This window comes from Oligella sp. HMSC09E12 (assembly GCF_001808505.1).
In the GTDB taxonomy this organism is placed as follows: domain Bacteria; phylum Pseudomonadota; class Gammaproteobacteria; order Burkholderiales; family Burkholderiaceae_B; genus Oligella; species Oligella urethralis.
Window position 1 is genome coordinate 1 of sequence record NZ_KV793545.1, and the last position, 691, is coordinate 691.

Below are 691 nucleotides of genomic sequence, written 5' to 3' on the forward strand. Positions count from 1 at the left end.
TGGTAACGCAGTTAGGCATGACATGGCGTGACCGCATTAGCTTTGTTTTACATAGTGACAGCACCATTAAACGCATTCTGCCGCTTGAGATTATGCAAGAAAAAGCCAGTAAAGCAGAGCATGATCAAGAGCGGTTCGATGCGGATATGACGCTCATGTGTAGCGAGTTTGATGACCTACTAACAGATTTGGTAAACAGCCTAGGAGGTTTTAAACATGTCAGTAAATAAAGTGATCCTGGTCGGGCGTTTGGGAGCCGATCCCGAGGCGCGTGCGTCTCAGAGCGGAATTCAAGTCGCTAATCTAAGCCTAGCGACTAATCACGTCAGCTACGACAAAGACGGCGGCAAAAATGAAAGCACTGAGTGGCATCGTGTGGTGTTTTTCGGTCGTCAGGCCGAGGTGTGTGAGCAGTACTTACGTAAAGGCAGCCAAGTTTACGTTGAGGGACGTATCCAAACACGCAAATACACCGACAAAGACGACATCGAGCGCTACTTAACCGAGGTTATTGGCGAGAGATTGCAGATGCTAGGTGGGCGTGAAGATAGTCAGCAGTCTAGCAGCTGGGCAAGTCAAACCAAAGGTGAGACTGCGAGCAACAGCTACGCACAGGCGAAAGGTAGAGCAACTGCCAGCTCACTTAATGAACTAGATAGTGATATGCCGTTTTAATTTTCGGGGCTCAACA

General features: G+C 48.6%; 2 protein-coding genes. Both read left to right on the top strand.

Going from position 1 to position 691, the window contains the following annotated elements; translation table 11 throughout:
- A partial coding sequence (gene rdgC, locus HMPREF3179_RS02845) for a recombination-associated protein RdgC (protein ID WP_141743423.1) occupies positions 1-230 on the top strand: 230 nt, incomplete at its 5' end.
- A complete protein-coding gene (locus HMPREF3179_RS02850; protein ID WP_070469657.1) occupies positions 217-675 on the top strand; it encodes a single-stranded DNA-binding protein in 459 nt (152 codons plus the stop codon). The genes rdgC and HMPREF3179_RS02850, both read left to right, overlap by 14 nt.
- Positions 676-691 lie beyond the last annotated feature (16 nt).